The organism is Mycobacterium timonense (genome assembly GCF_025821985.1).
In the GTDB taxonomy this organism is placed as follows: Bacteria; Actinomycetota; Actinomycetes; order Mycobacteriales; family Mycobacteriaceae; genus Mycobacterium; species Mycobacterium avium.
In genome coordinates, this window is sequence record NZ_JACKSY010000013.1 from 1 (window position 1) to 25,813 (window position 25,813).

Annotated in this window: 20 protein-coding genes and 2 pseudogenes; 8 read left to right on the top strand and 14 right to left on the bottom strand. The window is 65.3% G+C overall.

The window, feature by feature from the left end:
• The 8 genes and pseudogenes from H7I87_RS03330 to H7I87_RS03365 form a co-directional block, all read left to right on the top strand.
• Positions 1–337: hypothetical protein (locus tag H7I87_RS03330; protein WP_264002562.1), on the top strand; the 337-nt coding region annotated here is incomplete at its 5' end.
• A gap of 230 nt (positions 338–567) precedes the next feature.
• Positions 568–1,542, top strand: a complete 975-nt coding sequence (locus H7I87_RS03335; protein WP_224111158.1) for a methyltransferase type 11 — start codon at positions 568–570, stop codon at positions 1,540–1,542.
• A gap of 144 nt (positions 1,543–1,686) precedes the next feature.
• Positions 1,687–2,793 (top strand): putative sugar O-methyltransferase, encoded by a 1,107-nt coding sequence (locus H7I87_RS03340; RefSeq protein ID WP_081245391.1) that lies wholly within the window; start codon positions 1,687–1,689, stop codon positions 2,791–2,793.
• 86 nt (positions 2,794–2,879) lie between these two features.
• Positions 2,880–3,158 (top strand): annotated as a pseudogene (locus H7I87_RS03345) (glycosyltransferase); the annotation flags it as partial.
• Positions 3,159–3,458: 300 nt separating this feature from the next.
• The gene (locus H7I87_RS03350) at positions 3,459–4,526 is read left to right on the top strand and encodes a glycosyltransferase (protein ID WP_023864514.1); all 1,068 of its coding nucleotides are present in this window, start codon (positions 3,459–3,461) and stop codon (positions 4,524–4,526) included.
• A 2-nt stretch (positions 4,527–4,528) separates the two neighbouring features.
• The gene (locus tag H7I87_RS03355) at positions 4,529–5,578 is read left to right on the top strand and encodes a polysaccharide pyruvyl transferase family protein (RefSeq protein ID WP_023864513.1); all 1,050 of its coding nucleotides are present in this window, start codon (positions 4,529–4,531) and stop codon (positions 5,576–5,578) included.
• Positions 5,575–6,252, top strand: coding sequence for a class I SAM-dependent methyltransferase (locus H7I87_RS03360; protein WP_099459086.1), 678 nt, complete (start codon positions 5,575–5,577; stop codon positions 6,250–6,252). The genes H7I87_RS03355 and H7I87_RS03360 overlap by 4 nt, the downstream gene beginning before the upstream one ends.
• A gap of 132 nt (positions 6,253–6,384) precedes the next feature.
• Positions 6,385–7,641 (top strand): glycosyltransferase, encoded by a 1,257-nt coding sequence (locus H7I87_RS03365; RefSeq protein ID WP_023864512.1) that lies wholly within the window; start codon positions 6,385–6,387, stop codon positions 7,639–7,641.
• Between the two features lie 6 nt (positions 7,642–7,647).
• On the opposite strand, the gene H7I87_RS03370 is transcribed toward H7I87_RS03365, so the two are convergent.
• From H7I87_RS03370 to scpA, 14 genes and pseudogenes are all read right to left on the bottom strand, one after another.
• Positions 7,648–8,427 carry an SDR family NAD(P)-dependent oxidoreductase gene (locus H7I87_RS03370; protein WP_023864511.1) on the bottom strand — a complete coding sequence of 260 codons (780 nt, stop codon included), beginning with the start codon at positions 8,425–8,427 and terminating at the stop codon, positions 7,648–7,650.
• 73 nt (positions 8,428–8,500) lie between these two features.
• Positions 8,501–9,304 (bottom strand): class I SAM-dependent methyltransferase, encoded by an 804-nt coding sequence (locus H7I87_RS03375; protein ID WP_023862303.1) that lies wholly within the window; start codon positions 9,302–9,304, stop codon positions 8,501–8,503.
• A 114-nt stretch (positions 9,305–9,418) separates the two neighbouring features.
• Positions 9,419–10,225 (bottom strand): TylF/MycF/NovP-related O-methyltransferase, encoded by an 807-nt coding sequence (locus tag H7I87_RS03380; protein WP_023862302.1) that lies wholly within the window; start codon positions 10,223–10,225, stop codon positions 9,419–9,421.
• Between the two features lie 96 nt (positions 10,226–10,321).
• The gene (locus H7I87_RS03385; RefSeq protein ID WP_080516362.1) at positions 10,322–11,608 is read right to left on the bottom strand and encodes a glycosyltransferase; all 1,287 of its coding nucleotides are present in this window, start codon (positions 11,606–11,608) and stop codon (positions 10,322–10,324) included.
• Between the two features lie 399 nt (positions 11,609–12,007).
• The gene (locus tag H7I87_RS03390) at positions 12,008–13,285 is read right to left on the bottom strand and encodes a glycosyltransferase (RefSeq protein ID WP_023863972.1); all 1,278 of its coding nucleotides are present in this window, start codon (positions 13,283–13,285) and stop codon (positions 12,008–12,010) included.
• Between the two features lie 122 nt (positions 13,286–13,407).
• A complete protein-coding gene (locus H7I87_RS03395; RefSeq protein ID WP_009977507.1) occupies positions 13,408–14,214 on the bottom strand; it encodes a TylF/MycF/NovP-related O-methyltransferase in 807 nt (268 codons plus the stop codon).
• Between the two features lie 281 nt (positions 14,215–14,495).
• The gene (locus H7I87_RS03400; protein WP_011725372.1) at positions 14,496–15,623 is read right to left on the bottom strand and encodes a class I SAM-dependent methyltransferase; all 1,128 of its coding nucleotides are present in this window, start codon (positions 15,621–15,623) and stop codon (positions 14,496–14,498) included.
• A 263-nt stretch (positions 15,624–15,886) separates the two neighbouring features.
• Positions 15,887–16,936, bottom strand: a complete 1,050-nt coding sequence (locus tag H7I87_RS03405; protein WP_009977510.1) for an NAD-dependent epimerase/dehydratase family protein — start codon at positions 16,934–16,936, stop codon at positions 15,887–15,889.
• 131 nt (positions 16,937–17,067) lie between these two features.
• Positions 17,068–18,093, bottom strand: a complete 1,026-nt coding sequence (locus tag H7I87_RS03410) for a sulfotransferase family protein (protein WP_011725373.1) — start codon at positions 18,091–18,093, stop codon at positions 17,068–17,070.
• A gap of 448 nt (positions 18,094–18,541) precedes the next feature.
• Positions 18,542–19,456 carry a sulfotransferase family protein gene (locus H7I87_RS03415; RefSeq protein ID WP_031347731.1) on the bottom strand — a complete coding sequence of 305 codons (915 nt, stop codon included), beginning with the start codon at positions 19,454–19,456 and terminating at the stop codon, positions 18,542–18,544.
• Between the two features lie 320 nt (positions 19,457–19,776).
• Positions 19,777–20,973 carry an acyltransferase family protein gene (locus H7I87_RS03420; RefSeq protein WP_042906466.1) on the bottom strand — a complete coding sequence of 399 codons (1,197 nt, stop codon included), beginning with the start codon at positions 20,971–20,973 and terminating at the stop codon, positions 19,777–19,779.
• A 174-nt stretch (positions 20,974–21,147) separates the two neighbouring features.
• Positions 21,148–22,434, bottom strand: a complete 1,287-nt coding sequence (gene lipL / locus H7I87_RS03425; protein ID WP_009977515.1) for an esterase/beta-lactamase LipL — start codon at positions 22,432–22,434, stop codon at positions 21,148–21,150.
• Between the two features lie 52 nt (positions 22,435–22,486).
• Positions 22,487–23,478, bottom strand: a pseudogene (gene meaB / locus H7I87_RS03430) (methylmalonyl Co-A mutase-associated GTPase MeaB).
• An 82-nt stretch (positions 23,479–23,560) separates the two neighbouring features.
• The gene (gene scpA / locus H7I87_RS03435) at positions 23,561–25,813 is read right to left on the bottom strand and encodes a methylmalonyl-CoA mutase (protein WP_019732385.1); all 2,253 of its coding nucleotides are present in this window, start codon (positions 25,811–25,813) and stop codon (positions 23,561–23,563) included.

A 25,813-nucleotide genomic window follows, 5' to 3' on the forward strand; every position in this document is an offset into this window, starting at 1 on the left:
GGCCATCGCGATGTTCCTCTCGGTAGTGATCCTTGGTCGTTTCACCACAGAGACTCACGCGATGGCCCTCTACATCAGCACCGACACGCCGCCACTATTTACACCACGCCCCGGGACGTTCCCCAGCCGAAACGTCGTCAGCAAGACGTGCTTCACCGTCCCGCGCCGTCAAGTCAAAGTGCTAGGCAACGGCCTCATGAGCCTCTTCCCATTTGCGGGCGGCACCGCGACGCCACCTCGACTTGACCAAGACAATGGCAGAATCCGTGCTGCACCAAATTCGCTGTGTTCAAAGGAAATTGGGAAGCCTACGGGGCCATCCACGTCAATGACGTGACAACGTTGGACCCGACCTGCACTGCGACAACCTTCACCACTACGCACCATGACGAAATATCGATCTCCTGATCAAGACAAACCCGAGGCACAACAAACACGCCCGACTCCAAAACCTTGACGGTCCCGTGGTGGCGTCGATATGGTCAACAGTCTTTTATGAACTAGCCTTCGTATGCGAAACCACCCTGGATCGGTTGATTCCCGCAGAGCCGTGGCAAGGACAGGACTGTGACAACGACGCCACCAGTCATCTTCATCATCTTCAACAGGACGGACACTGCTAGCCGCGCCTTCGAAATGATCAGAGCAGCCAAGCCAGAGAAGCTCCTTGTGATTGCCGACGGCCCCCGCCCGCAGGAGCCCGGCGAGGCTGAGAAGTGCGCGGCCACACGAGCGATCATCGACCAGGTGGATTGGGACTGCGAAGTCCATAGGAACTTCTCCGAGACGAATCTCGGGATCCGCCGGCGGGTTTCGTCCGGTATAAACTGGGCCTTCGAGCTCGTCGACCGCGCCATAATACTTGAGCACGACTGCGTGGCCTCTACATCCTTTTTCCCTTACTGCGCCGAACTGCTTGATCACTACGAGAGCGACGAACGAGTCATGATGATCTCGGGGCAAAATCATCTCTTCGGACATGCGTCGACAACAGATAGCTACTACTTCTCCCGGTACCCACATGTGATGTGGGGATGGGCTACTTGGAGGCGGGCCTGGTCAATGTATGACGTCGACATGACCCACTGGCCTGAAATTAGAGCCAGAAAACTATTCGACCAGTATTTCTCGACACGCCGAGAACGCTACTATTGGGAGTCGATCTTCCAGTATGCCGTTTATGAAGGCAATGTCGATACTTGGGATTACCAATGGTTTTATAGCATGTGGGCGAATTCGGGCTTATGCATAACTCCCGCCAGGAACTTAGTGCGTAATATTGGCCTAGATGCCGAAGCGACCCATACTAATACTAAGTATGACAAGATCTATTCATCACTGAAAGCTGAGGAACTAAGTCTGCCACTTACCCATCCCGAAACCGTCCTCGCCAGCCATGATAAAGACGAGCTCGAGGCGAAGCTGCGGTTTGCATACCATACCAAAGGATTATTAGGAGCATATTTCAGGTACTTGGCACTCAAAATACTGGTAAGCAGGGCCATTAGGCAGCTAAAGAAACCGGTCATTGGGTCGCCATAGCCCTGCGCCCAGCGCGGCAACGTAGGTTGCCAACTATTTTAGACAAGTGCTATTAGGAGCCAAGGGTTAACTACACAAAAATTCATCTTCTACGAGTCGCCTTTCTTGCGACGACTTCTGTCGCGCGATCATGACGGGACCGCAATGACCATACCAAACTTTAAGCAGCTGGCGGACAACGCCAAAATAGCCATCGCCGAGGCCCACATCAGCAGCCTCCGATACCTTCATAAGCGCCGACTGCGGAGAAACGAACTGGCCGTAGCCCACGGTGAGAGCAGGATCTCCGATGACCTTATCGACCGGATCTCGCGTTGGTATTCGTCTGGGGCTACGGAAAACCTCGGTGATTCGATGTGGGTAGGTATCAACCAACAGAAGCGCGACGTCCACGAGGCTCTGCTTGTCGGTGGTGAAGCCTTAAGAAACATACTACTTGATCCTGGAAGAACCAACTTCTTCCTAGGCTTCGACAGCCTTTTTAAAGATCGGGTTAAAGGTGCTCAGTTATCTTCGAATAGGCAGCGCGAATACCTCATGCGTCAGCTGATCGGGCTGGCCGAGTCCATCGGAACTTTCCGCCTCTACCATCCTGAATGCGGGCCGAAAGCCGAGTTTCCACCGACCGATGCCGACGAAATTCTTGACGGCATCGAACAACAAATCGGGATTACAGTCGATTTCCCAAATCCTTTTCCCGATGAGTTAGGCTTGAAAACGCGACGCGGGATCGCGGCATACCGTGCCATTCATGCTGTCTACCAAGCGTGGCAGCTCTGCAACTTGTCTCGGATTTGGGGGAACCGTATTCTCGAAATCGGCGCTGGAATGGGACGCACCGCTTACTATGCCTCCAAGATGGGATTGTGCTCCTACACGATCGTCGATATCCCTATGACATCCGCAGCGCAAGCAGCGTTTCTTGGGCAAGCCCTCGGTCCGGAGCGTGTGAGGTTGCCCGGTGAGGGGAACGACGACCGGGCCGTGCGATTGTTGAATCCCGGAAATCTGAGCGACGTAGGGTCGGTGGATATCGTGCTTAACGCCGATAGCTTGACCGAGATGGACAAGGAAGTCGCGCAAGCCTACGCGGATTACGTCGCAGCGAACGCAACCGTGTTCCTATCAATCAACCACGAGGCGAACCAGCACCGAGTGCGCGACCTGAAGTTCGATGGAATGGTGTGCGTATCCCGAAGCCCACACTGGATGCGCACCGGATATGTTGAGGAGCTGTACGTCAGAGTCTGACCACCGACTCACGCCAAGACGCCAAATTAGGCGCGTACCGTCAGAACCGATTTCATTCTTGATGGCTAGCCCTGTCTCTGGTGCCAGGTTCGGGTACCACGGCGGCAGGTCTGCGCGCCGGAGTCCCGACCCTGAGCCTGTGGAGTCTGAGCGACCAAAAGATCTGGGCCAACCAGGTCCAACGACTGAAAGTTGGCTTGGCGCGGCACTTCCCGAGCGCCACGCAGGATTCGTTGGTCACCGACCTGCGTCAGATCCTGAGCCCCGAGTACGCCATTCGCGCCCGGGCGATAGCCGCGCGTATGACCAAGCCTGCCGAGAGCATCGCCACGACCGCCAACTTGCTGGAGAAATTTGCCGCGTGAGACGTCGCCGGGTGCCGGCGACGACATCAACGCTGATATGCGGCCCGCACCATTTGCCGTGCACCCGCCGGCTCGGGGAGCATCACGCTTGCCGCCAGCCCCGACAGGGAACTCAGGTTCCGCGGTCGCTATAATTGTCGAAAGTGTCAGTAACCGTGCCGTGGGCGCGCCCACCGGGTCGTCCGGTACGCAACCGCTCTGGGGGAACGGTATCTCTCTCGAAATGCAGTGTTCGCAAGTCGATGACAGGATATTTCTCTACCGCGTGGAGGCAACCGGCGCGCGGAGGAGAGGCTCGCAATGACCGCCACAACCAGGGCAGCGGACGCACCCAAGGTCAGCGTGGTGTCAACCACCCACAACCAGCAGGCCTATGTCCGCGACACGTTGGACGGCTTCCTCGCCCAGCGGGTCGACTTTCCGATGGAGGTCATCGTCGCCGACGATGCCTCGACCGATGCCACACCCCGAATCATCCAGGACTACGCCGACCGCCATCCGAACCTCTTCCGGCCCATCCTGCGGTCGAGAAACGTCGGCCTCAACGCCAACCTCACCGGTGCCCTGTCCGCCGCGCGTGGCGAGTACATCGCGCTGTGCGAGGGCGACGACTACTGGGTCGACCCGTTGAAACTGACCAAACAAGTGGCGTTGCTGGACGAAGATCCCGACACCACGGTGTGTTTCCACCCGGTGCAGGTGGTCTGGACCCACGAGTGCGCGGAGGACGAGAAACTCGTCCACACCCTGTATCGCAAGTTCGAAGAGATCTTCCTGCCCAAGTTTCCGCCGCCCTTTCGGGCGGGTGACCTCAGCTTCGAGACGCTGATCTCGCGCAACTTCATCCAGACCAACTCGGTGATGTACCGCCGCCTCCCCCGCTACGACGACATCCCGGCCGATGTCATGCCCCTGGACTGGTACCTGCACGTCCGGCATGCCGCCGAAGGCGCCATCGCCATGCTGCCGGAGACGATGGCGGTCTATCGCCGCCACCCGCGCGGCATGTGGTACAAGTCGATCACCGATCCGGCCACCTTCTGGCGGATGCAGGGTCCCGGGCATGCGGCGACATTGGACGCCATGCTCGACGTCGTCTCCGGCGACCCCGTGCACGAATCCATCGTGGCCAAAAACGCCGACTGGGTGCTGGGGGCGATCGCCAAGCAGGTCCCGGACCCCGAGGGCCAGCAAGTCCTGACGCAGACCACCGCCAAGTACCCGCGGATCGCCGCGCTGGCGCTGCGCAACCGCTGCACCAAGACGCTCGGCGGACGGGTGAAACGGTTGCGGCGCAAGCTTTCTCGCAATGCCACTGCACCGAACAGCGATGCCGAGCGCCGAATCGACGAGCCACTGAGCGCCTGAGAATGGGTGTCACCGGCGAGCCGACCGTGGCGTACCTGGGCTGGCATGGGCTGGGCAACCTTGGCGACGATGCGATCTATGACGCGGTCCGGAGCCAATTGCGTGGCGCCACCTTTCTCGATCTGCCGCGCCTCCCACACCAGCTGATCTACGCAACCGCCACGGCGGCAATGGGTTTGAACCGGTCGCTGCGGCGCAGCAGGCAGCTCGTGGGTGGCGGCACGCTGGTCGGCAGGAGCCAGTGGCGGCTCTTGGTCAATCGGGGGTTGGCGCTCACCAAAGACAACGGAAGTTACGCGATCGGCGTCGGCGTGGAAGACCCGGTATTCGGGGGCCGCAACAGCGGGTCGGGCAACGGCGAGCTGAAACGTTGGGCACCGATACTTTCCAAATTTCGCACCGTGTCGGTGCGCGGGCCACGCAGCGCCGAACTGCTCGCCGACATCGGGCTGGACGTCGAGGTATCCGGCGATCCGGCGCTGCTACTCCCCCGGCCCGACGTCACCGCCGAAGACGACCTGATCGGTGTGAATCTCGGCTTCGGCGACGACCTTTGGGGACACGACCCGAAGCGGCTGGCGGACGAGGTCGCCGGCGCCGTCAAGCAACTGGCATCGCACGGCTACCGCTTCGTCGGCATTCTGATGAATCCGGCAGACCGACGCTGGACCGAGACCGCGCTGAGAGACGTTCCGCACGCACCGATCGTGCTTCCGCCCGATCCCGGCGCCGCGACGCAGGAACTGGCCCGCTGTTCGTCCGCCATCGTCACCCGCCTGCACGCCAGCGTTCTGGCATCACTGTCCGATACACCCGTCGTTTCGCTTGAATACCAACCAAAATGCCGCGACTTCGCGCTCGCCATCGACGACGAACCGGCACTGATTCGCACCGATCAGGTGCGCGGCGGCGCCGTCGCCGACCGGGTGTTGGACACGATCGCAAACGCGTCGAACATCCGCGCCAGGAAGCGCACCGCCGTCGCGCGGCTGAAAACGCGGCTGGGGGTCGAGTACGCGGATTTGGCCCGTGAGTTGGGGCTCGCCTCGTGATATCGCTGCGAAAGCCATTGGAGCTGAAGTGGGTCAAACGCGGCGGGCGCATCGCGGGCCTTCCGCGCCGGTTGCCGCCGGCGGCGCGCAAATCGGGGATCGAATCATCGGCACGGGGAACCGACAAGCTCGGCGCCCTGCCCCTGGCCGAAGCGTATGGTCAGCCCGGCGCGGCCCGGAAACCCAAACAGGTCCGGGCGGCCTCGTGGCAGGGCGACTTGTACGCCTACCTGGTGCGCTGGCGCGACCCCGGGATCGTCGTCGAGTTCGGGTCGGCGTTCGGGGTGTCCGGGATGTACCTGTCGTCGGAGCTGCGGCGGGGCTGGCTGTATTCGTTCGAGATCAACCCCTCCTGGGCCGACATCGCCGAACGGAACATCAAATCCGTCACCGATCGCTGCACCCTGACGCGGGGCGCCTTCGAGGACCATGTTGACGACATCCCCGCACCGATCGACATGGCGTTGGTCGACGGAATCCACAGCTACGACTTCGTCGCGCGACAGTGGCAACTGCTGAAGCCCCGAATGGCGCCGGGTGGGTGGGTGCTGTTCGATGACATCGACTTCAACCCCGGGATGGGCAAGGCATGGCAGGACATCTGCGCCGAGCCGCACGTGGTGGGGGCCGTCGAGGTGTCCAAACGGCTCGGCCTCATCGAATTGGCGCCCTAGCTGTGCCCGGCGCGCGTCGGCGCGCGAGCCTGACCAGCACAATGGCGATCCGCTGACGGCCGGCGCGGCGAACCGGCGATAATGGCCCCGGCGTCGCCGACAGGCAGAACCACCCGGAAGGCAGGATGTGTCGTGAGATTTGCCCTGGCCAGTTACGGAACTCGCGGCGATATCGAGCCTTCCGCCGCAGTCGGCCGTGAGCTGCTGCGCCGGGGCCACGACGTTCGCCTGGCCGTCCCCCCCGAGCTGGTCGGCTTCGTCGAGTCGACCGGGCTGGCGGCGGTGCCCTACGGCCCCAAGGTGCAGGAGTTCCTCGACGAGGAATTCCTGCGCAACATGTGGCGAGACTTCTTCCGCAACCCGATCAGGCTGGTCCTCAAGGTGTGGGATCCGATCATCAAGTACTGGGCCGAGGCGAGTGCCACGCTCAAATCGGTGGCCGAGGGGGCGGACCTGCTGAGCACCGGCCTGAACTTTGAACAGGCCGCCGCCAATGTGGCTGAGTACTACGACATTCCGTTGGCATCGCTGCACCACTTCCCGATGCGCGCCAACGGGCAGCTGGTCCCCAACATGCCGTCACCGTTGGTGCGCTCGACGATGACGGCCATCGAGTGGCTGTTCTGGCGTTCGACAAAGAAGGTCGACAACGCGCAGCGCCGCCAACTCGGGCTGCCCAAGGCGACGCGACGTTCGCAGCGACGGATCGCCGAGCGCGGCTGGCTGGAAATCCAGGCCTATGACGAGGTGTGTTTCCCCGGCCTGGCCGCCGAATGGGCGCACTGGGGCGACCGGCGCCCGTTCGTCGGCGCGCTGACGATGGAGCTGCCCACGGAATCCGACGACGACGTCGCGTCGTGGATCGCCGCGGGAACCCCGCCGATTTGCTTCGGCTCAGGAAGCATTCCGCTCGAATCTCCCACTGCCACAGTCGAAATGATCGGCGCCGCCTGTGCGCGGCTGGGAGAGCGGGCGCTGATCTGCTTCGGGGGCACCGACGTGCGCGGAGTACCGCGTTTCGACCACGTCAAGGTGGTCGGGCCGGTGAACTACGCGTCGGTCTTCCCAGCCTGCCGGGCCGTCGTTCACCACGGCGGCTCGGGCACCACCGCGGCGAGCCTGCGAGCGGGCATCCCGACCCTGGCCCTGTGGAGCTCGGCCGATCAACCCTATTGGGCAGCGCAGATCAAACGCCTGAAAGTGGGTACGGCCCGGCGTTTTTCGGCCACCACGTCCGAGACCCTGGTGGCCGACCTGCGCACCATCCTGGCGCCCGACTATGCGACCAGGGCGCGCGACTTGGCCGCCCGGATGACCAAGCCCGCCGAAAGCATCGAGACCACCTCCGATCTCCTAGAAGAAGCCGCCCGCCGGAAAACCTTGGGCTGAGCGCGATTACCGCCGGCCCGCCGGTGTGGAATTCACCCGGCTGGCAGCCGCTTTCCACGAGTCGGGGAGGAACCGCAGCGCCACCCCGACCGTCTTGGTGGTCAGTGAGCCCCCGACGACCTTGCGGTGGCCCCGCATCATCGCCTCGAACCCCTGCCTGGCCACCTCGGCCGGGTCGTCCTTCGGCTTCTGGCCCGCCCGGGTCTGATCCATGCCCGCGCGGCTGAAGAAGTTGGTCTCGATGGTGCCCGGCATCAGCGAGGTGACGGTGATTCCGGTATCGCGCAATTCGTCCCGCAGCGCCCCGGCGAACGACTGAACGAACGACTTGGAGGCGTGATACACCGCCTCGAACGGCCCGGGCGCCATCGACGCCAGCGACGACGTGAACAGGACCTTGCCGGTGTTGCGCCGGGTCATGTTGCGCAGCACCAGCTTGGCCAGGTGCACGGTCGAGCGCACGTTCAGGTCGATGATGGACAGATCGTGCGCCAGCTCGCCCTCGACGAAACTGCCCCCGCCGCCCACGCCCGCGTTCAGCGCGGCCGCGTCCAACCCGCGATCACCCTCGGTGGCCTCGCGATAGAGCTTCTCGACGCCCTCGGGAGTGCGCAGATCGACCTGTACCGGCCGCACGTCGACACCCCAGCGGGACAAGCTGTCCGACGCCGGGTAGATGCCGTCGTTTTCGGCGGCCACCACCAGGTCATAACCGCGCTGGGCGAACAGTTCCGCGAGTTCGAGTCCGATTCCGCTCGACGCGCCGGTGATCATTGCCAAAGCCATAGCGCACGCCTACCCGTGCGCATGACCGTGAAACCCTTGAGAGACGGCCTGTTTGGTGTATCCGGCGCGTCGTTCAGCGGGCCGGCTTGATGAGCAGGCCCTGCCCGGTGGGCAATGTGCAGATCTTCACACCGAATTCGGCGGCGACCTCGTCCATGGCGCGGCGCTGTTCGTCGCGTCCCCGGTTCGCATAGTCGTCGAGCAGCACGAAGGCGCCGGGAGTGAGGCGCGGCCAGAAGAAGCGCAGCGCGGCGACTTCGGGCGGAGCGCAGTTCATGTCGATGTGCAGGTAGGCCACCGAGGGCGCATCGACCTGATCGAGGGTCTCGGGGACCGCGCCCACGATGATGCGGTGGTTTTTCCATTCCGCGAAATTGGCGCGGACACCGTCGACTCCGTTGGCATACATGCCGTTGCGCAGATGCCCCTTGCTGATCTCCAGCGCCCCGGCCGCGCGTTCGTTGTCGGTGACGAACCGCGGGTCGATGCCGGCGAAGGTGTCCAGCAGGTAGAACGTCTTGCCCAGCCGGTCCCAGTCCAGGTACTCCATGATGGCGCTGCTCAAGAAGCCGTAACTGACGCCGCACTCGACGAAGTCGCCGTCGAGCAGGCTGGCGCTGGCCGCCGCCCATAGCCCCACGTGCACCCGCCACGGCCACTGGTACCAGTCCTCCTTGCCCAGCGAGCGGGCGCCGCGCCGGTAGGCGCGCTGGAATTCGGGATCGTCCAGGAATGCATGAAAGTTGTTGAACGTGATCAGCGCATCGTTGGCGTAGACGTCCGGCAGCAGCGTGCGCGCCAGCCAGTATTCGGTGCGCACCCACCACATCCGCAGGCGCGTGCCGGGGGTCAGCCCTGTAGCCACGGCGGCAACCATAACATCGGCGTGCATCCGGTCCGCAAAATACGCGAAGGGTTCGACGTGACGCTCTTGCGCCCGTCCCCGACCGGAGGGCAAATCGTTTCGTACACCGAGGGTTTCAGCGATCTCTCAGGGCTTGCGCCACAGCACGCCGGTGCCGTCGATCTCTACGATCTCCGCGGTGACACCGTGCTGGGTGCGGTAGTCCGTCACGGCCTGCGCGCACGCCTTGATGGCGTGGTAGTCGTCGACGATGCAGAAGCCGCCGGGGGACAGTCGCGGGTACAGCGCGTCGAGCGCCTGGATGGTGGATTCGTACAGATCGCCGTCGAGCCGCAACACCGAGATGCGATCGATCGGGGCGTCTTTCAGCGTGTCCTTGAACCAGCCGGGCACGAAACGCACCTGGTCGTCGAGCAGCCCGTAGCGCTCGAAATTCGCCTTGACGTTCTCCAGTGGCACACCCAGGATGCGCGCGTGGCGGTGCAGCCTAATCCCCTTGTCCGCCTTGTAGTTGACGGTGTCCGGCGGCGGCACTCCGGCGAAGGAATCGCACAGCCACACGCAGCGCTTCTCGTCGCCGTAAGCCGCCAGCACGGCACGCATCAAGATCGACGCCCCGCCACGCCACACGCCGCACTCGACCAGATCGCCCGGAACGTCTTCTTCCAGAACCGTTTCCACACAGTGCTGCAAGCTGGTCAGCCGCTTCATGCCGATCATGGTCAGCGCGTCCGCCGGCCAGTCCAGGCCCAGGTCTCGGGCCTGCTTGTTGAACGGGCGCTTGCGCACCAACATCAAGTTGCGGGTGCTGAACAGCGGGCGCCCCAGCCGGTACAACCCGACCGGCACCAACTCGTCGCTGCCATACCTGGTCAGATCACGCCGGAGCAGGTCGAGGTATGCAAACCGCGTGTCGTGATCGGTCACGGCCAAAACTGCCCCTAACTCCGCAAGCCTGTATTACCGGTAGAGAGCCTAGACGCCCTTCGACGCCGTCAATGCGTTTCGCACGGTATCGGTCAACGGTTCTCAGCGACTTCGCTGCGCTTCGGCCCGCGGAATGCAGCGGCCCGAGCGAGCGAATTCCTCCAACAGGTCGACCGCCCGGCCCGCGCTCTCGGCGGGCTTGCTCATCCGCGAGGACAGTTCGCGCGCGCGGGTGAGGTATTCGGGCGCCAGGATCTTCCGCAGGTCGGCCACCAACGTTTCGGGCGTGGTGGCCGAGAACCGACGCGAGGTGCCCACCTTCAGCCGCTTGATGTGCGACCCCCACAGCGGCTGATCACCGGCGGTCCACAGGATCAGGCTGGGAATTCCCGCCCGCAGGCCGGCGGCGGTGGTGCCCGAGCCGCCGTGGTGCACGACCGCGCGGCAGGCCGGGAAGATCTTGGTGTAGTTGACCACGCCGACCACCTTGACGTGGTCGGGGTGCGGGACATTGCTGAAGTCACTCCAGCCCGAGCAGATCAACGCCCGCTCCCCCAGTTCCGCACATGCCGCGCCGATCATCTCGACCGTGTCGGCCGGGGATTCGGCCACCGGCATGCTGCCGAAACCGAAGCAGATCGGCGGCGTTCCCTGGCCGATCCAGGACAACACCTCGTCATCGAAGTCGGTGGGCAGCTCCATGGTCAGCGAGCCCACGAACGGCCGCTGCCCGCCCCATTTCGCCCACTCCTCGGCCAACCCGGGAAAGCAAACCTCGTCGTAGGCCTGGATTTCCAGCGACCCGCGCTCGGCGATCCGGCGCGGTGAGGCCACCGTGGCGGTCGGTAGGCCGAGTTCGCGGCGCTGCCTGTCCTCGGCCTTCTTGTTCATCCGCCAGCACATCCAGTCGTAGACCGCCATCCCGGTGCGGACCAGCGGTCCCGGCACCCGCGGCAGCAGCTGGCCGTTGGGGCGCATCGGAATGTAGTGCAGCGTGGCCATCGGAATGCCGTAATAGTCGGCGACATTGATGGCCAGGTCCTGGTAAAGCTGGCCGGTGAACAGCAAATCAGCTCCGGCGCCCACCGACATCAACGCCGAGCTCATTTCCTGCCAGTTCTTCAATACCGGTTCCCAGGCTTCGCGGATCAATGTGACCGGGCCGCGCAGGAAGTTTTTGAAGAAGTCCCGGATGAACTCGTCGCTCCAAAAGTCGTGCATATCCGGCCCATACGCGATCGCGGACAGTCCGGCGGCTTCGGCTAAATCGACCAGATTGGGCGGGACGGCCATGCGTACCGAATGCCCCCTGCGCATCAGTTCACGACCGATGGCGAGGCAAGGCTCGATATCGCCACGCGTCCCATAACTTGCCACAGCAAATTTCATCGCGATTATTACCTTAATCAATCTCCGACAGCATGGGCAACTTTGGCGGCGGCGTTTCCTCTCGGTGATCTGCGGCCCGCCGTCGGCCCCGGGGCCCGGTCGAAGTCATTGGTTGTAGTTGTTTCGCAACGGATTTGGCAACACCCCACCCAGCGGGAAGATCACGGCGCATCGGAGCCGAGTGCGACAGAGCCAACCTCATCGGCCTTCCCCCCGACCGTAGAAACAAGACGACCCTTGGGCGGTGTGGCTGTACCCAAGCGTCGTCGCCTGATCCTACGTCAGTGTGCCAGACGATCGATCGGGTGTCTTGGAAAACGGGAAGTCAACCGGCGGATGTGCGGGCACCTGCGGGGTAGCAATCGCGGCCGTTTGCCCAGCGCAGCGGCCGTGCGCCGGTTAGCTGCGACCGGTGCGGCTGCGGGAGTTAACGAAGTCCTCCACGACATCCGCGGCCTTCATGACGCTGTCGGCGGGCCTGGTCATTCGGGCGGCGATCTCGCGGGCGCGCCGAGCGTAATCCGGTGCCAGGATCTTGCGCAGATCCTGCACCAGCGAATCGCGGTCGGTTGCCGAAAAACGCCGCGTGGCACCGACTTTCAGCCGTTTGAGTTGCGCGCCCCAGATGGTCTGGTTGGCGTCCATGGACAGGATCAAGGTGGGCACGCCGGCGCGCAGGCTCGCGGCCGTGGTGCCCGAGCCGCCGTGGTGCACGACCGCGCGGCAGGCCGGGAAAATGGTGGCGTAGTTCACCGGGCCCACCACCTTGACGTGATCGGGCACCGGGACGCCGCTGAAGTCACTGCGGCCGGCGCACAGCAGCGCGCGCTCGCCCAGCTGGGCGCAGGCCGTGCCGATCATGTCGACCGTGCCGGCCGGCGACTCGACGGGCATGCTGCCGAAGCCGAAGCAGATCGGCGGCGTTCCGCCGCCGATCCAGGACATCACCTCGTCGTCGGCCTCGGTGGTCAACTCCATCGTCAGCGTGCCGACGAAGGGCCGTTGGCCATCCCATTTCGCCCATTCCTCGGCCAGGCCGGGGAAGCAGACCTCGTCGTAGGCCTGGATTTCCAGCGAGCCGCGCTCGGCGATCCGCCGCGGCGACGGTCCGGTCGCCTTGGGCAGGCCCAGCTCGCGGCGCTGGGCGTCCTCGACCTTCTTGTTCAGCCGCCAGCAGAACCAGTCGAACGCCGTCATCGCCGAGCGGGCCAGCGGCGCCGGCAGCACCGAAACAACCTGGCCGTTGGGCCGCATCGGCACGTGGTGCAGGGTGGCCAGCGGAAGGTCGTAATACTCGGCGACGTTGGCGGCGGGCTCCTGGTAGCTCTGCCCGGCGAACAGCAGGTCGGCTCCGTCGGCCAGCGACAGCAGCGTGGTGTTCATCTGCGCCCAGCACTGGTCGCTGAGATCCCACATCTCGCGCCACATGCCGCGCATCTCCCCCATCTTCCAGAACCCCCGGAAGAACGACGTCCAGAAGTTGCGGTACACGTCGAGCCAGGCCTGCGAGTCCAGCCCGTAGGGGACGGCCGTCAACCCGGCCGCCTCGGTGAAGCTCACCGAGTCGGGCGGCACGGCCATGATCATGTCGTGGCCCCGGCGCTGCAGTTCGCGGGCGACCACCACGGATGGCTCGATGTCCCCGCGCGTCCCGTAGCTGGCCAGCACACATTTCATCGCGAATCCAAGCCCTTCGGTTGCGTCCTCGACGGTGATGCACCGACCACTCTAGGTATCGACGAATCCGCACAGCACCGGTTTACGGTTCTGCGCCGACGCGGCCCCGATAAAGGTTGCCCTCAGGACTTGCGCCACAGCACGCCGGTGCCGTCGATCTCCTCGATCGGCGCGGTCACGCCGTGTTCGGAACGGTAGTCGGTCACCGCCTGCCGGCAGGCGTCGATGGCGTGGTAGTCGTCGATGATGCAGATGCCGCCCGCCGAGAGCCGCGGGTAGAGCGCGTCCAGGGCCTGGATCGTCGATTCATACAGGTCGCCGTCGAGGCGCAGCACGGCGATCCGTTCGATCGGCGCATCCTGCAGGGTGTCCTTGAACCACCCGGGAACGAAGCGGACCCGGTCGTCGAGCAGACCGTAGCGCTCGAAATTCGCCCGGACCTGCGCCTCGGGTACGGCCAGTATCCCGGCGGCGCGATGCAGCTTGATGCCCTTGTCCGCCTGGTAATGCGCGGTGTCCGGCGGCGGCACGCCCTCGAACGAATCGCACAGCCACACGCAGCGCTTCTCGTCGCCGTAGGCCGACAGCACGGCACGCATCAGAATCGACGCCCCACCGCGCCACACTCCGCACTCGACCAGATCGCCGGGAATGTCGTCTTTGAGGATGGTTTCGACGCAGTGCTGCAAACTGGTCAGCCGCTGCATGCCGATCATCGTCAAGGCGTCGGCCGGCCAATCCAGGCCGAGGTCGCGGGCGTGCGCATTGAACGGGCGCTTGCGCACCAGCATCAGTTTGCGGGTGCTGAAAAGCGGACGGCCCAGATAGTTCCAGCCCACCGGCACCAACTCGTCGCTGCCATACCGGGTGAGGTTGCGCCGCAGCAGGTCGAGGTAGGCGGAACGGGTATCGAGGAATGGAGATCGCATGTCACGATCAGTCACGGTCAAGGCTGCCCCCTGGTTCAGATGAAGTGTCGGTGATGGCCTCGGGATCGCCGAAGCCGTCGATGCGTTTTCCGCATTCGCGCTACAAGCTCGCCTGACCGGCCTCCTTGACCTGCCCCCGCAGCCACCGGGGCTGCCCCCATCCGTGCCCTACCGGGCAGTAGCAACCATCATATGCTGGAAATCCGCGTAACCTGGGCCGCTGTCCCCGACCGTTCGCCGTCCGGGCGCCGGGCGGACACCTGCCACGCGCGCATGCACCATTAGTGCGGCACGGCGAGTTTGCCCAAGCCGGTGATCTCGATGCTCACCGATTTTCGTGACCCGGCCGCGCCGAGTATGAAGAAGATGTCCTCGGCGGGGGCGTTCAACCAGAATCTCCAGAACGGCTCACGGAAGCACGCCCAAAGGAAGCGGCCGTCCCCGAGGAGCAAATACCCGGGGATCGCGGCAATGGAATACAGCCAGCGCTTCCATCGTGAGGTGACCATCTCGACGTTCATTTCGATCATCTCGAGGCCCCAGGCCCGGTATTGCCATTCCAATTCGTAACGCTTCTGGAAGTCGTAGAAGGCCCGCATTTCACCGTTGGTGACGAGATATTCGTCGAACACGAGGATGGATCCGACGACGAAGTGATCCTTGCAGGTCTCCAGCGCGTGCAGGCAGCTTTCGTAGGTGTCCAGGTCCATGTGGAAGAGCCTGATGGGGGCCGCCGGCCGGTCCGCCAGGAACGGCGCCAACGTGTCATAGGTGCTGCCCTTGATGAATCTCACGTCGCGCCCGAGCGCGGCCGGGACGCCGTCGTCGTTGATCGTCACGCCGGTATCCCGGATGAAGCGCTGCGCGAACGGTTCCGAGAGGGAAAAGGCCCCACGCTTGACGATCCGGTCCTCGAGTCGCCAATCTTCGACCAGTCCGGAAAAGGTGTCGAACCCGTACACCGTGCGATGGCACGTATCGAATATCAGCCTGGTCGACCAGCCGATCCAGACGCCCAGATCTAACAGAAGCTCCTCGGAATTCTCCGCGCCGGGCTGCGGCAATTGCGATGCTTCCCATAACAGGGTGTGGCCGCCAATTCTGCGGCGCCGTAATTCCGCGAGGGTCCGACGGATGAATTCGCGATATTGGTCGTCATAGATTCTGGTGTCCCGGGCATACAAATTGGGAATGTAGCGGTCCCGATCCCTGCCGGGAATGCGCGCGCAGAGCAGCAGCAACAGGATTGCGCCGATCCCGACGGCCAGGACCGGCCAGAAGTAACAGGCGGCGGCCAGCAGGAGCGCGCCGCCGAGCAGCACCGCTTTCCATAGCCAGTGAATGCGGGTGCGATCCGGCGCCCGGTGAAGCTTCGTTGGAACCATTGTCCGTCGGTCGACAATGCCCACCGCTTCACCTCTTGCCGCGTCGTAGCCCGTGTATGAAACCTCGCCGAACGATTCAGTAAATTACTCGGTTGCGGGCCATATCAATAGGCCCGAGTTCTCAAAGACAACGGGCTCGGACGGATCCGCGCTGTTCACGAGGCTTTACGCGCGGCGTTACCGGTGGGCGAATGCGTCTTTTTGCCGGTATTTGAAGGTTGCGAAAATTTCGGGGAATCGCCCGATTTGTGCTCAGTCGCCGGATTTCCGGCCGAGCCGCCGGCGGCTTACGGCCGGTTGCCGATCCATTCGAGCAGGGCGCGCAGACCGTCCTCGAGTGTCCACTTGGGGTGCCAGCCGAGCTGGCTGGTTGCCGGCTCGATGTCGCAACTCGCCGCGCGGACGTCGCCGTCCCGGAATTTTCCGACGACCACTGGTTCGGGCGCCTCGCACATGGCGGCGATCGTGTTGGCCAGCTCCTGGATGGTGGTGGCCCGGCCGGACCCGACGTCCAGCCGGCGCTGCGGGCTGGCCGGTCGCTGCACCGCCGCGAACAGCGCGTCGACGACGTCGTCGATGTAGACGAAATCGCGGACGATCCGGCCGTCTTCGTAGACCTCCAGCGCCTGCCCCTGCCGGGCCAGCCGGGCGAACAACGCGACGATGCCGGTGTAGGAATTGGTCAGCGACTGGCCGGGGCCGTAGACGTTCTGCAGGCGCAGCACGCTGAGGTTGGTGTCGTGCGCGGCGGTCCAGGCGGCCAGCAGGTGCTCCTGGGCGAGCTTGGTCGCCGCGTAGACGTTGGTGGGCCGGGGCTCGGTGCGGTCGGCTCGGCTCGGCAGCGGCACCGCCTGCTCACCCGCGGGTCCTTGCGGGTCCCAGCGGCCAGCGACCAGCTGGGCATGGCTGCGGGGTTGCGGATAGAAGACCTCCGCGCCCGACTGCCACGCGCCCTCGCCGTAGACCGCGCGGGAGGACGCCAGCACCAGCTGCTCGGGAACCAGGCCTGAGCGGCTCAGCGCGTCCAGCAGCTGAGTGGTTCCCACGACGTTCACCGAGCCGTGCCGGGTGGCCTCGGACAGCGACTGCGCGGTGCCCGTCTCGGCCGCCAGGTGGACGATCTGGGTGGGCCGGAACAACCGCAGCACCGCGTCGAAGTCGGGCGCGTGGGTGACGTCCCCGGTGAACAACCGCACCGAGGGCGCCAACTCGACGGGCCGGTCGCCGCCGTGCACCTGCGGATGCAGCACGTCCATCAGGGCGACGTCGTATCCGGCCTCGACGAGACGACGTGACAGCGCCGACCCGATGAACCCTGCCCCGCCGGTGATGAGCACGGACGCTGACACGAATCGAGGCCTGCCTTTCGGGCGTAGCGAGAAAATTCAGCGACCGGCGTCTGGTATCGCGGTCCGGTCGATCATATCGGGGACCTTTCCCCGCATCAGACGATTCCGCCAACCGCCGCCTAGGCCCAGGTGCCGCGGTTCCGGTGGAGCATCGCGAAGATTTCCATCACCGGCCGTGCGACGGCCGGCCGGAAAACCCGGAAGAGCATGCTGTTGGATAAGCCGTGAAAGTCCTCGTGCGCCTTGCGGAAATCACGCTCGCTGGCCCGGTAGGAATCGAAAACGCGGTCCAGCGTTGCGGTGTCGACGGGCTCGTCGTGCGCGGCGTCGCGCAGCGCCGCATAGACCGTGGAAATCCAGTCGGCGCCGAAACGATTTGTCACCGACCCGCTGTGCCGCTGCCGATGCAGGCCGGGGGTGAGGAACTTCTCGATGGCGTCCTCGTCCTGGGTGTGCAGCTCGACCGGCAGCTCGGCGGAGATCCGCTTCGTCTCCCGGCGCCAGTCGTCGAGAAGGTTTGCGTAGTCGACGAACACGCGCGGCATGCCCCGCGTGTTTCGTTCGGCCAGGATGTTGCACTTCAGCCACAGGGCGCTGGCGAGTGCCGGCGAGACTCGCCAGGACTTCGCGATCGAGCAGATGACTTCCTGCGGATGACGAACCGCGATCACCGCCGCGACATCGAACCCGGCCCGCCGCGCCGCCTGGAACCACAGGTCGGACAGCGTGGTGATGCGCGGTTCCTTGATCACCACCAGCGGCGCGGCCGGCAGCGTGGACAGATAGGCCGCGATTTTGTTGATACAGGCCGTGTTCGCCGACTCGTCGGCTGCCTGCTCATCCAGAAAACGAAACGACGGGTCGTACCAGTTGGTCCCGAGGCGACGCAGGATCGCCTCGTTGAGCGAGATGGCCGCTCGCGGCTCCCAATAGCCGAGCGGGTTGTTGGCGTCGGCGCCCAGCAGCGCGGTGGGCAGGGTCCCGCCGCACAGCGACAGCACCCGGGTGAGCGCCGACGTTCCGGACCGTTGCGGCCCCAACACGAACAGGGCAACCGGGCGGTTCGGAGGGCCGGCGAGATCAGCGAGCGGACCGGAGGAATTGGCGGCGGTTTCGGCGGGCTTGATCGTCCGGGCCAATCTCATCGCAACTCCAAACCTTTCACTTGTCCTGCGTCTGAGCGACTTTCGGAGTTCGGTTGCCATCCACGGTTTTCCGATTCGGCCAGGCCGCGGGCCAGCCGGCACTCGGCAATCCAGCCGGAATCGACACCGTCGCGCAGACTACGACGTCAGGGAACTAAAACTCAGCCGTATCAACAGCTTTGGCAAAAGAGGCGACGATTTCGTTCGTGCCTCTCGGACCGAGTCAGGCTTGACTTGTGACCGGCAACTCTGCCCCCCTGGCTGAGAATGATCGGATCATTGCGCCCGCTAAAGACTATAGCCGCAGCGGATGAGGCGGGACAGCATTTTCACGAATCCGTTTTGCTTACTTAACCTTTGGTCGGTCTCATTGCATGGAATGGTGCAAAGGCGCTCACCGCGGCGTCGTTACCGTAACAAACGATCTCGGCGGCCGGGCCTTGGCGCGTTAGGCCCAGGCTCCCCTGCGCCGGTGCAGCACCGCGGCAACCTCGAGAATCCACTTCACCAGGAACGGCCGGAACACCCGGCGAACGACGCTGTTGGTCCGGGCCTGAAAATCCGTGAAGGCGGTGCGAAAGTCGCGCTCACTCGCCCGGTACGACTCGAAAACCCGATCCAGCGTGGCCGTGTCCAGCGGGTCGTCGTGCGCGGCGCCGCGCAGCGCCGCATAGACCGCCGACATCCAGTCCGCGCCGAACAGGTCCGTCACCGGCCCGCAGTGTCGCTGGCGTCGCAAATCCGCGGTGAGGAACTCCTCGATGGCGCCCTCTTCTGCGGTGTCCAGCTCGATCTCCAGCGCGCCGGCGATCCGCTTCATCTCCCGGTGCCAGTCGTCGAGCAGGTTCGCGTAGTCCACGAACACCCGCGGCACCCCGCGGGTGTGCCGCTCGGCCAGCAGGTTGTATTTGAGCCACAGTGCACTCGAGAGCTCCGGCGAGGTCGACACGTATTTGGCCGCCGACGCGATCACCTCCTGCGGGTGGCGCACGGCGATCACTGCCGCCACGTCGAACCCGACTCGGCGCGCCGCCTCGAACCACAGGTCGGACAGCGCCGTGATCCGCGGTTCCTTGATCACCACCAGCGGCGCCGCCGGCAGCGTGGACAGATACGCCGTGATCTCCGCGATGCAGGCGGCGCGCTCGGCGGCGCCGAAGGCGGCCTCCTGCTGCAGCCGCAGCGTCGGGTCGTACCAGTTGCTGTCGTGGCGGCGCAGGATCGTTTCGTTGAGCATGATGGCCGTGCGCGGTTCCCAATAGCCGCGCGGATTGTTGCCGTCGGCGCCGCACATCCCGGCCGGAAGCGTGCTGCCGCACAGCGACAGCACGCGGGTCAGTGCCGAGGTCCCCGACCGCGCCATGCCCAGCACGAACAACGCGACGGGACGAACGTCGCCCGGGAGGCGGGTGGGGTGCCGCGGGAGGTCGGGGCCGTCGGCGGGTTGACTCGTCCGGGCAGCTCTCATCGGGGACCCACACCCTTTCAGTTGCGCATCTGACGGCCCCCGGGTTCCCGCCATTATCCATGACATTGCGAGTTCTCGCGCGGTGTTGAATTACCGGTCTCCGGCAACGCGCAATGGGCGGATCGGAAAGCGTCAATCCGGGCTTTTCCAAGCTCTCTGGCTAAAGGTGACAGTGAGGGTTTTGCTATTGCGCAAAAGCCGCGGCTATGACTTTCCTATGAGCCTGGTGTGGAAATGCGTGAGCCACCGGAGACCACGGCGCCCCACCCGCGCGCTCGGCGCTTGATGCGAGATTTGAGCGACAGGGCGCGCTTTTCCACCAGGAACCAGCTCAGTGCGGCCAGCGGAAGGGTGACGACAACGGCGACGACGGCGAACACGACGGGAGGCAAGAAGCTGAGCCCGCAGATGGCCAGCAGCTGCTGCATGGGCCACGCGTAGATGTAGACGCCGTAGGACAGGTCGGTGCGCAACCTCAACCGCTCGTGGTGGATCAGCGCTCCGGAGACCACGACGGCGTAGGCCAGCGGAATCGCGGCCAGCACCCGGTAATTGGGCATCAGCAGGCCGGCCGCCAAAACGATCACCGCGCTGAGCGCCACCAGTGACCAGCGGGCGGGAATCTTGTCCTGGAACTGATGCAACAGTGTTCCCGCCGCGAACACCAGGGCGAACCGCCCGATCATCTGGAAGACGGTCTGCACCTCGACCGGGTAGGCCACCAGTGCCGAGAAGACCACCAGAAGGATGAATACCACCACCGCCGGCCACCGGCGTTTGAGCAGTCCGGCCACCCCGGCGACGGCAATGGCGATGTAGCAGAAGATTTCGAAGATCAGGGTCCACAGCACGCCGTCCCACACGCCCGGGAAAGGCACGTGGCGCGGCGTTCCGTCGATGCCGGCGTAAAAGACGTGCAGGACCGCGTTGTGGAGCACGTACTCGATGGGCGCGCGCGACATCAGCAGCTTCGCGGCCGAGCCTCCTTGGATCGCCACCCCGATCGGGGCGATGACGAACGCGATCACCACCAGGCAGACCCACAACCCGGGCAGAATGCGCAGCGCCCGCGCCGCGACATACTCGCGCAGCCGCGGATTGCGCACCCAGCTCGCCGCGATGAGGAATCCCGAGATCGCGAAGAACCCGTCCACCCAGACCTGGGTGAACAGTTGGTCATACGGTGGGTGCACCTTCCGGCCGGTCAGCGGCCAGGAGTGTTGCAGGATGACGCCGGAGGCCAGCACCAATCGCCACACGTTCAGCGCGTTGATCCGGGTGTCGAAAACCTGGGCGAGTGTCGGGCCCGGGACCCGTCGCCGGGCAGGCCCCCGCGCAGCGATGGTAGTGGGATCGGAAACGTTCGGGTCGGCGCTCACCGGCGCGATTCCCGCACCCTCGGCTGGCCGCACCGAGTTTGACCGGCCCGGTATTCTCCGGCGACAGCGCGGGAATGCGCGGGAATGGTCGGAGCAAACACCCACACAGAGTACATTGCGTGCGAACTACTGCGCAGCGGCGTTCCTGCGAAAGGGATTGCCGATTTAAGCGCCGTGTTCAATACCGGCCATTCCCGTGACGGCGCCTCAGCCGGCGACGGCTCCCGGCTCGCGAAACGGCGCGCCGAATTCGGTGACCGGCCGGAACCCGTGCTTGCGCACCTGCTCGGCCGCCCGGCGGATCAACGCGTAGATCCCGACGAACGCCGCATGGTCCGTCATCACCAGGGGCGTCAGCAGCCGGTTGTGCACCAGCGAGAAGGCCACCCCGGAGGCCGGGTCGGCCCACCCGAGCGAACCGCCCATCCCGACGTGGCCGAACCCGGGCATCACACCACCGATCGGCACACTGTGATAGCCCAGATGAAAAGCCAACGGCACGTACAGGTTTCGGTCCGGCCGCAGGCTCCGCTCACCCGTCAGGCCCGCCACCAGGTCGCGGGAGAGGAACCGGATGCCGTCGACCTCGCCGCCGTTGGCGATGGCGCCGTACATCCGCGCCAGACCACGGGCCGTCGCCACCCCGTTGGCCGCCGGGATCTCGGCGTCCAGCAGCGGGGTGTCGCCCTGCACGGCGGCGATCATGCCCGGGAAGTACATGGCCCGGAATCCGCCGGAAAGCTGGTTGGCGACCTTGCGGGAAACGTAGTTGACGATCGAGCTGCCCACCAGGTTCTGCGGCGCGACGATCTCGGCGACCCGCGTCGGCGCCCCGGCCGGCGGGCGGCCCAGGTACAGCCCGTCGGTGCCCAGCGGCTCGGCGAGCTCCTCCCGGATCAGCGTGCGCATCCCCTTACCGGTGACGGCCCGGCCCAGGCCCGACATCAGCCAGCCGAACGTCAGCGCGTGGTAGGCCGATTTGCCCAGCAGCCGTCCGGGCGCCGCCGCGGCCAGCCGCTCCTCCATCACGAGGTGATCGAGCAGCTCCTCCTTGGTGGCGCCGCGCAGCCCGGACAGGCCGGCCTGGTGGCGCATCACCTGGCGCACCGTCATGTTGGCCTTGCCGTTGGCCGCGAACGCGGGCCAGTACTCGGCGACCGGGGCTTCGTAGTCGATCAGCCCGCGATCGACCAGCCGGTGGATGACCGTGGCGGCCATTCCCTTGGTGGCCGAGAACACCATCGGCGCGGTGTTCTCCGACCACGGCCGCTGACCGGCCCGGTCGGCCCACCCCGTCCAGACGTCCACCACGGGCTGGCCGTCGACATAGACGGCCAGCGCCCCACCGCCGAACCGGCGGGCCGGGAACATGCTGGCGAAACTGCGAACGACGCAACCGAAGTGTGAGTCCGCCGCGCCGGACACACGGTGACCTGCGTCAAGGTCATCGTGGACACGGACCGCGCGGCGATCGACTCGGGCATCCACCGTCACACTTCCGAATCTACTTGGATTACACACCCGGCAGGAGCGAAATCCGGATTATTTACCTATCCGTTAGCGCGACGCGGCCGCCAGGATTTCCTGGGCCGCCAGCGCCGGGGTGAGCTCCCCCGCCTTGACCCGTCGCTCGACATCGGCGCGCATCGTGCGGACCGCCGGGTTGGACAGCAGCCGGTCCAGCACCGTGTCGCGCACCATCTGCCAGGTCCAGTCCACCAGCTGCGACCGGCGCCGCGCCTCGAACTCGCCGGCCTTGCTGAGCACCTGACGGTGCCGTTCGATGGTCTCCCACAGTTCCGGCAGGCCGGTGCCCTGCGCCGCGCTCATCGTGAGAACCGGTGGGCGCCAAAGGGTTTCGCGAGGGTGGATCAGCCGGATCGCGCCGGACAGTTCACGCGCGGCGGACCGCGCCTCGGCCAGGTGCTCGCCGTCGGCCTTGTTCACCACGACGATGTCGGCCAGCTCCAGCACGCCCTTCTTGATGCCCTGCAGCTGATCGCCGCCGCGGGCCAGGGTCAGCAGCACGAACGTGTCGACCATGTTGGCCACCGTCACCTCGGACTGGCCGACGCCGACGGTCTCGATCAGGATCACGTCGAAACCGGCGGCCTCGAGCAGGACCACCGTTTCGCGGGTGGCCTTGGCCACGCCGCCCAGCGTGCCCGACGTCGGCGACGGCCGGATGTAGGCGTCCGGATGATTGGCCAGCCGGGCCATCCGGGTCTTGTCGCCCAGGATGGAGCCACCGGTGCGGGTCGACGACGGGTCGACGGCCAGCACCGCCACCTTGTGGCCGAGCCCGATCAGGTGCATGCCGAGCGCCTCGATGCTGGTGGACTTGCCCACCCCGGGGATGCCGGTGATGCCGACTCGATGCGCGTCGCCGGCATCCGGCGTCAGCTCCAACAACAGCTGCTGGGCCTGCTCCTGATGGTCGGCGCGGGTGGACTCCAACAGCGTGATGGCCCGCGGCAGCGCCGCGCGGTCACCGCTGCGGATCGCCTCGGCCAGCTCGGTCACCGTCCGCCCGCTCATGGGACCGCCGCCTGTAACGCCATGGCGAAAATCGGTGCCATTCTTCGCCGTAGCGTTACGAGAGCGGCAGGAATCGCGGCCATCAGCCGAGGTCATACCCGAGCCGCTCGGCCAGCTTGTGCAGCAAACCGATTGCGGCGTCGGCGATTACCGTCCCGGGCGGGAAGATGGCGGCGGCCCCGGCGGCGTACAGCTCGTCGAAGTCGCCGGGCGGGATGACCCCGCCGACCACGATCATGATGTCGGGCCGCCCCACCTCTTTGAGCGCGTCGCGCAGCGCCGGCACCAGGGTCAGGTGGCCGGCGGCCAGCGAGGACACTCCGACCACGTGCACGTCGTTGTCGGCGGCCTGGCGGGCCACCTCCTCGGGGGTGGAGAACAGCGAGCCGACGTCGACGTCGAAGCCGATGTCGGCGAAGGCCGTCGCGATCACCTTCTGGCCGCGGTCGTGGCCGTCCTGGCCCATCTTGGCCACCAGGATCCGGGGCCGGCGGCCGTCGGCCTCGGCGAACTTCTCGACCAGTTCCGTAGCGGTGGCGATGTTGGTGGCCTTTCCGGCTTCGTCACGGTAGACGCCGGCGATGGTGCGGATCTCCGCCTGATGGCGCCCGTATACCTTTTCCAGCGCGTCGGAGATCTCCCCGACCGTGGCCTTGGCCCGGGCGGCGTTGATCGCCAGCGCCAGCAGATTATTACCCAGCCCGTCCTCACCGGCGCGGCCCTGTGCCGCCGCCGCGCGGGACAGCTCGGCCAGCGCGGCGTCGACGGCCGACTGGTCGCGGCTGTCCCGCAGTTCCTTGAGCTTGGCCAGCTGCTCGGCGCGCACCCGGCTGTTCTCCACCTTGAGGACCTCGACCTCCTGGTCCTCCTCGACCTGGTACTTGTTCACCCCGATCACCGGCTGGATGCCCGAGTCGATGCGGGCCTGGGTGCGCGCGGCCGCCTCCTCGATGCGCAGCTTGGGGATGCCGTCGCTGATGGCCTGGGCCATGCCGCCGTGCTCGGCCACCTCGGCGATGTGCGCGCGGGCCTTGCGGGCCAGGTGGTGGGTCAGCCACTCCACGTAGTAGGACCCGCCCCACGGGTCGATGGGCCGGGTGGTGCCCGACTCCTGCTGCAACACCAGCTGGGTGTTGCGGGCGATGCGGGCCGAGAAGTCGGTGGGCAGCGCCAGCGCCTCGTCGAGCGCGTTGGTGTGCAGCGACTGGGTGTGCCCCTGGGTGGCGGCCATCGCCTCGATGCAGGTGCGGGCGACGTTGTTGAACGCGTCCTGCGCTGTCAGCGACCAGCCCGAGGTCTGCGAATGTGTGCGCAGCGACAGCGATTTGGGGTTCTTCGGGTTGAACTGGGAAACCAGCTCGCTCCACAGCAGCCGGCCCGCGCGCAGCTTGGCGACCTCCATGAAGAAGTTCATCCCGATGCCCCAGAAGAAGGACAGCCGCGGCGCGAACTTGTCGATGTCCAGCTCGGCGTCCAGGCCGGCCTTGATGTAGTCCACCCCGTCGGCCAGCGTGTAAGCCAGCTCCAAATCGGCTGTGGCCCCGGCTTCTTGGATGTGGTAGCCGGAAATCGAGATGGAGTTGAACTTGGGCATCTTCGCGCTGGTGTAGGCGAAGATGTCGGAAATGATCCGCATCGACGGCTTGGGCGGATAGATGTAGGTGTTGCGCACCATGAACTCTTTGAGGATGTCGTTCTGGATGGTGCCGGCCAGCTTCTCCGGCGACACCCCCTGCTCCTCGGCGGCCACCACGTACAACGCCAGGATCGGCAGCACCGCGCCGTTCATGGTCATCGACACGCTCACCGTCGACAGGTCGATGCCGTCGAACAGCTGCCGCATGTCGAGAATGGAATCGATTGCCACACCGGCCATTCCGACATCGCCCTGCACGCGCGGATGATCCGAGTCGTAGCCGCGGTGCGTGGCCAGGTCGAAGGCCACCGACAGACCCTTCTGCCCCGCCGCCAGGTTGCGCCGGTAAAAGGCGTTGGACTCCGCGGCGGTGGAGAACCCGGCGTACTGCCGAATGGTCCACGGCTGGTTGACGTACATCGTCGGGTAGGGGCCGCGCACGAACGGCGGCTCGCCGGGGAAGGTGTGCAGCGGGTACCCGTCGGCCTCGACGGCGGCCCGGTCGGCGCCGATGTAGACCGGTTTGACGGCGATGTCTTCCGGTGTGTGCCAGTGCAGTTGGTCGGGCGTGTACAGGTGCGCGGCCGCGATCGCCGCGACGTGTTTTTCGACGGCAACCTCGGTGGCCGGCGCGACAGGCCGCTCGCTGCGCAGTGGCACGTCGGCGAAGCTGCCGACAGCAGGTGCAGTGGTCGTCAT

What these genes read in the sequence shown, in the direction of transcription:
- H7I87_RS03375 (WP_023862303.1), bottom strand. Translation starts at nt 9,304, where the DNA reads ATGGTTGCCGCCGTGGCTACAGGGCTGACCCCCGGCACGCGCCTGCGG.
- H7I87_RS03340 (WP_081245391.1), top strand. Translation starts at nt 1,687, where the DNA reads ATGACCATACCAAACTTTAAGCAGCTGGCGGACAACGCCAAAATAGCC.
- H7I87_RS03415 (WP_031347731.1), bottom strand. Translation starts at nt 19,456, where the DNA reads ATGGCGCGGTCGGGGACCTCGGCACTGACCCGCGTGCTGTCGCTGTGC.
- H7I87_RS03350 (WP_023864514.1), top strand. Translation starts at nt 3,459, where the DNA reads ATGACCGCCACAACCAGGGCAGCGGACGCACCCAAGGTCAGCGTGGTG.
- scpA (WP_019732385.1), bottom strand. Translation starts at nt 25,813, where the DNA reads ATGACGACCACTGCACCTGCTGTCGGCAGCTTCGCCGACGTGCCACTG.
- H7I87_RS03355 (WP_023864513.1), top strand. Translation starts at nt 4,529, where the DNA reads ATGGGTGTCACCGGCGAGCCGACCGTGGCGTACCTGGGCTGGCATGGG.
- H7I87_RS03395 (WP_009977507.1), bottom strand. Translation starts at nt 14,214, where the DNA reads ATGCGATCTCCATTCCTCGATACCCGTTCCGCCTACCTCGACCTGCTG.
- H7I87_RS03370 (WP_023864511.1), bottom strand. Translation starts at nt 8,427, where the DNA reads ATGGCTTTGGCAATGATCACCGGCGCGTCGAGCGGAATCGGACTCGAA.
- H7I87_RS03390 (WP_023863972.1), bottom strand. Translation starts at nt 13,285, where the DNA reads ATGAAATGTGTGCTGGCCAGCTACGGGACGCGCGGGGACATCGAGCCA.
- H7I87_RS03385 (WP_080516362.1), bottom strand. Translation starts at nt 11,608, where the DNA reads ATGAAATTTGCTGTGGCAAGTTATGGGACGCGTGGCGATATCGAGCCT.
- H7I87_RS03410 (WP_011725373.1), bottom strand. Translation starts at nt 18,093, where the DNA reads ATGAGATTGGCCCGGACGATCAAGCCCGCCGAAACCGCCGCCAATTCC.